This is a genomic window from Bifidobacterium callitrichidarum, assembly GCF_003129905.1.
Taxonomy (GTDB): domain Bacteria; phylum Actinomycetota; class Actinomycetes; order Actinomycetales; family Bifidobacteriaceae; genus Bifidobacterium; species Bifidobacterium callitrichidarum.
This window is the reverse complement of the sequence record NZ_QFFM01000034.1, coordinates 20,124-27,466: the sequence shown is the minus strand read 5'-3', so window position 1 is coordinate 27,466 and position 7,343 is coordinate 20,124. Positions and strand designations below refer to the sequence as shown.

The 7,343-nt window shown below is 56.6% G+C and carries 5 protein-coding genes; 4 read left to right on the top strand and 1 reads right to left on the bottom strand.

Going from position 1 to position 7,343, the window contains the following annotated elements; translation table 11 throughout:
• The first annotated feature begins 134 nt into the window (after positions 1-134).
• Complete coding sequence (locus tag DF196_RS12075) at positions 135-509, top strand: prealbumin-like fold domain-containing protein (protein WP_146194762.1); 375 nt, start codon at positions 135-137, stop codon at positions 507-509.
• 190 nt (positions 510-699) lie between these two features.
• A complete protein-coding gene (locus DF196_RS12070; RefSeq protein ID WP_109058053.1) occupies positions 700-2,013 on the top strand; it encodes a SpaA isopeptide-forming pilin-related protein in 1,314 nt (437 codons plus the stop codon).
• A 204-nt stretch (positions 2,014-2,217) separates the two neighbouring features.
• Here the strand turns inward: DF196_RS12070 and DF196_RS12065 are convergent, their stop codons facing one another.
• On the bottom strand, positions 2,218-3,630 hold the full coding sequence (locus DF196_RS12065) for an ATP-binding protein (RefSeq protein WP_109058052.1): 1,413 nt from the start codon (positions 3,628-3,630) through the stop codon (positions 2,218-2,220).
• 249 nt (positions 3,631-3,879) lie between these two features.
• Between DF196_RS12065 and DF196_RS12060 the strand changes: the two genes are divergently transcribed.
• Both DF196_RS12060 and DF196_RS12055 read left to right on the top strand, forming a co-directional pair.
• Positions 3,880-4,713 carry a hypothetical protein gene (locus tag DF196_RS12060; protein ID WP_109058051.1) on the top strand — a complete coding sequence of 278 codons (834 nt, stop codon included), beginning with the start codon at positions 3,880-3,882 and terminating at the stop codon, positions 4,711-4,713.
• A 769-nt stretch (positions 4,714-5,482) separates the two neighbouring features.
• Positions 5,483-6,436: a type IV toxin-antitoxin system AbiEi family antitoxin domain-containing protein gene (locus tag DF196_RS12055; protein ID WP_109058050.1), complete on the top strand. Its 954-nt coding sequence runs from the start codon at positions 5,483-5,485 to the stop codon at positions 6,434-6,436.
• The last annotated feature ends 907 nt before the right edge of the window (positions 6,437-7,343 follow it).

Below are 7,343 nucleotides of genomic sequence, written 5' to 3'. Positions count from 1 at the left end.
GGACCGATACCGTTCGCGCTCATTCCCGATGAGGCACCACCACACCCTACGCGCTCAAAAAACGTGAGGCACGTCGAGCCAAGGTGACGGACTGTAAGAGTGATAATAATTATTGCGACACTCAGACCAATGATTTGACCGGTGGCACGGATGGCAAGGGCGAGAAGACCTACGCCGACGTGGATCGCGTAGCTGGACAGTTCAGGGTTAAAGGTCTAACGATGCCGTCCAATGAGGGTGTCAAGTACACGTACAAGCTGACTGAAACGAAAGCTCCGGAGGGATATGTGGAGTCCAATACTGACTACACGTTCTCTATTGGTTACCGGCAGGAAGAAGTCGCTCTAAGCGGTGTAACCAGTAACAAGATTCCGAATGCCAAGTCTGTCACTCAGTTGCCGTTGACGGGCGGCGACGCCCGTAGCTGGATGCTGATTGGCGGTGGACTGGCGTTGATGGCGGCGCTCGCCGCGTTGGCAACGGGACGGGTGAAGCGTCGTGAGCTGTGAATGACTGTGCTTCCGTCATCGAGTGCATGAGTCGTCGGTGATGGAAGCACATCGGCCGGCATTCTTCAATCAACGGATGCCGGCCGCAAACCCCCAATACAGATTTTGCGGATCATGGAGCCACAACGGTGCCAGTCTCCGTGATCCCAACAGAACATCGAAAGAACAAACAAAGAAGAAGGAGTATCTCATGCAAATGAGAAAACTGTTCGCCGGCTTAGCCGCCGTCGCCACCCTGCTCGGCGGCATGGCATTCAGCGTCACCACCGCCAATGCGGACGGCGAGACTGGTGTGGTGTCGTCGCTTGGTGATGGCACGATTACCCTCAAGTCGGATAACGTCAAGAATTTTCAGGATGCCGATGGCAATTCACGTGTGTTTCAGTACATCAAACTCGCAGGCTACAAGCTCACGCCTGAGACTAATACGACTGGTCAGACCAAGTACCTCACGTTGGTGACGAATACCGCATACGAGACTCAAATCAAGGACGCGATTACAACGACATGGCCTAGTGAAACGGTTCCCGCAGATGTGGATCCGCTCGTGTGGGCGACCACCAAGACCATCGACGAAACCACGTGGCGCACGTTCATCACGAATCTCGGCAAGAAACTGGCGGAGGGCACTGGCACGACGCTTCCGACCATCAAGCCCGACGTTACTGCTGGAACGGACACCAATCCGGCGACCGCGAAGTTCGACTTCAACAGTACAAACCCTGTCTCTGGTCCGGGTCTGTACGTGCTGCTCGATACCACGACCAAGTTCCCGGCTGAAGGACCGAACGCCAACAACTGTACGATTACGTACGGCAAGCTGCAAGCCATGCTCGTCGGCACCAAGATTGAGGATGCCAGTGTGAAGAATGCGGACGGTACGCTCATCATCGAAGGTAAGAAATCGAATCTCGCCGCTGGCACGGGTGAGCCGAAGACCAACATTACGACGAACTGCAAGCCGAACGGCTACTTCGAGAAGACTGGACCCGACGGTAAGGGACTTCAGGGCGTTGAGTTCACCGTTTACAAGGTCAAGGACAATACTGTGCAAGACTCCGACTTTGTCCCAAGCGATAAGTCGTCTGGCAGCATCGACACTAATAAGTTCGAGGTTGTCACCACCATCGGCAAGAACGGTGTGCTCACCTCTAATAATGATGGTCACGTCGCTATTAACAATTGGGAGGCTGGTGACTATTACGTGGTCGAGAGTGGTATGCCCACTGGCAACTACTATCTGAAGGAGTTTCGCGCCTATCTCAAGATTCATGTCGAGGAGGGAGCGAAGGCGAGTTTTACGATTACCGATCTCAACCCGAACAAACTGCTCACTGAGGATGGCGGTATTTACAGGTACAAGAACGTCACCAGTACCTCACAGCTTCCCAAGACCGGTGCCGAAGGCATCGCCCTGTTCTTCGTGGTCGCCGCCCTGCTCGCCGGCGCGGGCGTGACGGTGTTCCTGAAGTCTCGCAAGACCAAGGCCATGCTGAACGCCTGATTGGCGCTCCGTGGGATATAGATAATCCGGCATAGCTCAGGTGGGTGCATACCAACATGGTATGCACCCACTTTTGTTTCCTTGTGATTCAGCTGTCGATAGGAAAAAAGAGTCCTTTGATTCCTCGTCACACCTGAAATCAAAGAATTCAAGGGAATCAAAAGTCTCAAAGACGGCAGCTGAGTTTTGTATCGGTCCGGCACCTCAATCTACTGCCAACATCTCTCCAATGCCAATGAGTCGTACTGAGTCATCCGCATCGGCGATGCTGCGTAGTGCGGGAGTGAACCCGCTGAGCGAGAACAGGTACAGCAGTCGATGATTGGCCTTGAGCTTCGCGGCTCGGTTGCGCAACGTCTCCAGCATGGACGGATCCATCGGCGTGGTGCGGAACTTGCATTCACCGGCGATCGCCTGAGTGCTGGCGCGGTTCAATCCCACCACGTCGATTTCGTCGGTCTTGTCCCACCAACGTCCAGTACGGTTGAGCCTGAACGGCAGACGCTTGTCCCGGCTTTCCCGCATGAGCCATTCCGCGCTGATATGTTCAAAGGCGCGTGATGCGAAATCATGCAGCGCCGGTTCCACATCCTCCTCATACACGCCGTCGATATCACCGCGATCCAGTTCCGAACGGTTGGGGTACACGAAGGAATACCAGAATCGGAACAGGTCATCGTCAAGCTGGTACAGTCCACGAGTGCCTTTTGCTTGTTCCCCGGTCGATGCTGTCACGGGGAACTCCCGGCGAACGATGCCGACCTCGATGAGATTGGACAGGTAGAAGCCCAAAGTGCCTGGTGGCAATAAGGTGTGCGTGGCGATGTCATTCAGCCTGGTGTCTCCCAGAGCGATGGCCCGAATGATGGTGTTGTACTTCGCTGTTTCGCGGAATTCCTCGCGCATGAGGATTTCCGGTTCCATATAGAGCGCGGTGCCTCTGCGCAGCAAGTGCCGCTTGATGTTATATGCGAGTGGCTGGTCGGGGTCGAACGAATTGAGATACTGTGGAATGCCTCCGAGCGCGGCATAGGCCAGGACTTTGTCTTCGTCGCTGTAGCCGGGGAAGAACTGCATGGCGTCCCAGTAGGGGAGCGGTAGCATTTTCAGAATGCCTGTCGCACGTCCGTACAGAGGCGCCTTTTCCGAGAGCAGCTCCTTTTCGATGAAACTCATGGCGCTGCCGCAGAGCACGAGCATGATGTCGGAGTGTTGGAGCGAGTGGTCCCAGAGATTCTGCAAGATGGACGGCAATGCCGGATCCGATTTCACGAGGTAGGGAAATTCGTCGATGATGACAAGCCTACGTGAACCGTCGCTGACGGCCGGCAGCGTGGTGATTTCGCCAAGCGCGGTTTGCCAATCGGAATATTGGCGAAGATATTTTCCTGCCGGCGCTCCTGCTTCGAACATGCGTTTGGAGAATTCGCCGAGTTGCTCTTCTTTGGTCGCCATTTGCGCGGAGAAGAACAGTGTGGGCTTGCCCTGCGAGAAATGCGACAATGTCTCGGTTTTGCCGATTCGTCTGCGCCCGTACAGGATCACGAGCTGTGCTTTGGGGGAGTCGTAGCAGTCTTGAAGAAAGGCGAGGTCGTCTTTCCGTCCTATGAAGGTCATTTCCGAAGCCTCCTTTATATAGTCGTGACTTTTATAGTCTAAACAATAATAGTTATGACTATATAAAATGTGTTCGTCGATGTCGAAGCGCTGGGTTTCGTGTCATGGGTTCGGAATGCTGGCATTGTTGATGCGTTCTTAGCTGCCATGGGCTTTCTAAAGTTCATCGTATGGTCATCTTGCGGTCCGGTGATTCCTTGCATCTGCTTCGATAATGGAATGCAACAATCGAGGGGAGAGGGGAATCGCATGACGCAATCGTCCAAGAACCAGGTGCCGGACTCCACGCAGAAGCTGACGTATCCGTTGGAATCGCCGGTCTGGATCACTGGCACGAATGACGTGGCGCGCGAATCGTTTGCGGCGGGCAATCGCAACGCCTTGGGCGATGCGGCCGGCATCGTGATTGGCGCGGCGGCTGCGGTCGGATGCGCCATTGCCGGCGTGGGCAGAATCGCCGCCGAAGTGGGCTCCATGTGGGTCACGAACCACGGCGACGACGCGCATTTCAGCCTCTTTGCCGCGAACTGGCGCAACATTGGCGTCGGACTCGTGTTTCTGCTGCTTGCCGTCGTCGCGGCGATTCTGGCTGTGGAGTGCGTGCGCGCGGAAATCAGGTGGAGTCGCATCCACAAAGCCTCGCTGAACCCGGACGTCGTGGGCGTGCGGACCAAGGCCTTCGACTCGGGCGACATGGTCGTGTCCCCGGACGACACGGACAACGATGGCGACCCGGTCAAGCATCCGCTCATCCACATCGTCTTCCGGTGCGACGAGGCGCCGCGCACGATCCGCATCCCCGCGTACCTCCGGGCGGACCGGTGGGAGGAACTGTTCGGCCCCGATCCTATAGCTGACTGGCGTCACCGTCATCTCATGGCCTGGCTCACCTTCTCCATCGATGGCGACCGGCTCGGACTCATCGGACTCGACCGCATCCCTCCCGAACTGGTCAAGGAGGCGTATTCCTCGCGGTCGCTCCCGGACGAGCTGGCGGCCGGGGAAGGTGCGCTGTTCAGGCGGACCGTCAGCGGTCATTACTTTGTGGATGTCGATCTCGCCGGAGTCGTGCGCCGGCATTAGTTCATCGCAGTCGTTGCAAGCTCTTGCTGAGCGTTCGCTGGGTCTGCGTGGAACGTTCGTCGAGTCTGCGATGGGCGGTTGTCGGGGCCGGTGCAGGTCGGTCACCGTACCTGTGTCGGCGTTAGACGTGTGGTGGTACTCGTCGAGTTCGCGGCCACGTCCCAGCGGCGAGTGCCGTAGGTACGTCAAACGTGCGTTGACGTTCGATAGGCCTACCTACGTCAGTCGCTTCCCGCGTGCGGCGGGCAATGGTGCACAACGGTACGCAATGGTGTACATCGGTGTACATTCGTGTAATTTGGTACGCATTCATTCGCGATGATTTGACGCGAGGCTCAGTGGACTTTCAGGAAGGCGTGAGGGAATATGCCGAATCCCGCATCGTTATGCGAAGGTTCGCGCGGTTATATATGAGTGTCGGCAAACAAAAGCGAGCCGGCGGGATTTCCGCAGAATCTCATAACTGAACGAACCTTTCTTCTTCCTTCTTCTCTTCCTCTCTCCTCGGGCCCGGCCTCATCAGCCGGGCCTTTCCTTTTGCGGTGGTTAGGTCGGGCATCGTCAGACGGGCCTGTTCTGTCGGATACGTCTATCGCCAGTGACTTTGGCCCTGGCTGTGGCTGCCGAGGTCGTGACTGGTCAGGAATGAGACGGGCGGCGATGCGCCGAAATGTGGAGTAATCCACAACACGCCGGTAACCAGAAAGCTGCATCCACATAGGTCGGCCCAGGTAGACGGACGCATACGCGGCCGGTTAGCGTCGGGCTCATGAAGACGCATCACATCATCGCGGACAAACTTGCGCAAGCGCAGCAACGAGGCAGCTGCGTGTTTGCGGCCAACATCGCCGAGGGCAAGGCACTGAGGCGTCGGGTGCGCGCCGGGGAATTGGTCAGCCCGTATCGTGGGATATTCGTCAGAGCGGATTATTGGGACTCGCTGAACGACGCCGAGCGGGCTCAGCATCTCGCGCGTTGTTTGGCGGCGCGATATCCGTCATGGGTGTTCGCCGGGCCCACGGCAGCTGCCCTGTATGGATTTGATCATCAGTGGTCGATTCATCGTGCGGGGTTGTATCTTGCATCTACGGACACGTCCCGCCCTGGTGCGAATGGTATACGCCATATATTTATGTCCGAAATACCGCTTGCTCGAGTGCAGGGTGTGCAAGTGACGTCAGTGGATCGGACACTGGTGGATTGTGCCCTGATCCTTCCGTTTGCCAGTGCGCTGCCCATCTTTGACTCGGCCTTTAGGAGAGGTGTTTGCGCTGTGGGCGGGCTGCGCTCCCTATGTGCGGGACTTCGTCGTGATACCTCAGCGATAAATCGGTTGCTGGAGTATGTGGATCCGCTCAGCGAGAATGGTGGTGAGTCATCGGCGCGGGCGGTGATGATAGAGGAGGGTTTCCCGGTGCCGCAACTGCAACGGGTGTTTGAGGCGCCCGGAAATCCTGGTGAGTGGTACCGGGTTGATTTTGCGTGGTCGTTCCCAGGCGGATACACGATTGTCGCGGAATATGACGGTATGGTCAAATACACGGATCCTGCGATGACGGGCCACCGTTCCATCCAGGCCGTGGTCAATCAACAGGGTGAGCGGGAGCACAAGCTGTATGAGTGGGGTGTGAGCCGCATAGTTCGTCTCAGCTATGACGATGTTATGCGGAGACAGCCGTTGATTGACAAGTTGTGTGCTGCCGGATTGCCGCGAAATGCTTGAGGCGGAGGAGTGCTGGGCGGAGTGTCTGCTGGTTGGAGAGGACGTGGCGGTCTTTTGAGACTAGAAGATCGGCTTTCTGGCTTCAAAAGACCCCTGAAAGGTGGCATTGCGGTCTTTTGGAGCTAGAAGAGTTGCCCTTCTGTACTCAAAAGACCTCTGGAGGACTGTTTGGCGGTCTTTTCAGTACAGAAGACTCATGTTCCTGTACTCAAAAGACCGCAGAACGCCGTTGTGGCGGTCTTTTCAGTACAGAATACATGGCGTACTGGTATGAAATGACCGCGACGGAAGCGATAGGGGGTGTCGTCGAAAGGTCGTCGCCGGCCGATGATGGTCTCTCGAGGATTGTTGCTGGGGCATTGCGGTCGATGTTGATTTTTGAGTGGGGGCAGCCGCTGATGATGAGCTGCGACGCTTTTGGATACGAAATGTGCGGTGCGTGGAGGCAACGGAGGACGGCTCCGCCGGTCGGAGTCGGCCGTCTGTAGGGGGGGGGCTGCCGCCTTGGCCGCTCCAGGATTGGTGTGGATCGGCACGAGGAGGACGACTCGAGGAGCCGTATACGCGATTGGCGAGAAGTCTGGGTGAATCTGACGATTGTGTCCTTGAAGCTATGGAAGCAGTTTGAGCGCAAGATGCGTGACACGCCGATTTAATGCTAATGAAAATGATTCTCAATATGTGTTATGCTGTCTTCTGAAAACGATTGAAGAGGTCCGAGTTCACGGGAATCACGCGGTTACCCGAAGATCGGCGAAGAACGTCAGAGCGATGTGCCGCGATGTTCGGAGCACGGTTTTCAGGTCCATCTCGGATGCGGACTGAGGGAACTGCGATGGCACCGCGACGGTACTGTTCGGATCGCTTCGAAGTCGGCCGAACGACTGCATGCGGAACCGCTGCGAAC